At 69.8% G+C, this 338-nt stretch carries 1 pseudogene; it reads right to left on the bottom strand.

Features of this window, described 5'->3' with window-relative positions:
* Nucleotides 1–137: 137 nt before the first annotated feature.
* A pseudogene (locus FFK22_RS42395) lies at nucleotides 138–338 on the bottom strand (IS6 family transposase); the annotation flags it as partial.

Raw genomic sequence — 338 nt, 5'->3', positions numbered from 1 at the left:
GTTAGGGCGAGAAGCTTCGGCCGCGCCTGTTTCTCCGTCAGGATGCTGTCTGCGATGGCATCCCATGTGCCGCGGTGGAGGCTGAGGGGCTTGTCACGTTGTCGAGCGTGGCCGCGATGGGCCGGCCTCCGCGAGGCTCAGGCCGCGACGCCAGCCGCATCCCGCCATGCCGCGAACGCCTCGGCGCGAAACCGACGGTGCGTGCGGGCGGTGGTGAGGTGACGGCAAACGTTGAGGGTGTTGTAGGTCGCGGCGTGCATCGACAGGAACCGCTGCGCCGCAGCGGCCGACTTGAACCGCTGCAGCTTGCGCTCCCGTCGCCGGACCGGGACGTGCGA

Origin of the sequence: Mycobacterium sp. KBS0706 (assembly GCF_005938675.2) — a bacterium.
Taxonomy (GTDB): Bacteria; Pseudomonadota; Alphaproteobacteria; order DSM-16000; family Inquilinaceae; genus Inquilinus.
Note: the sequence above shows the minus strand (reverse complement) of the source record. Positions and strands in the feature narration are given on the sequence as shown.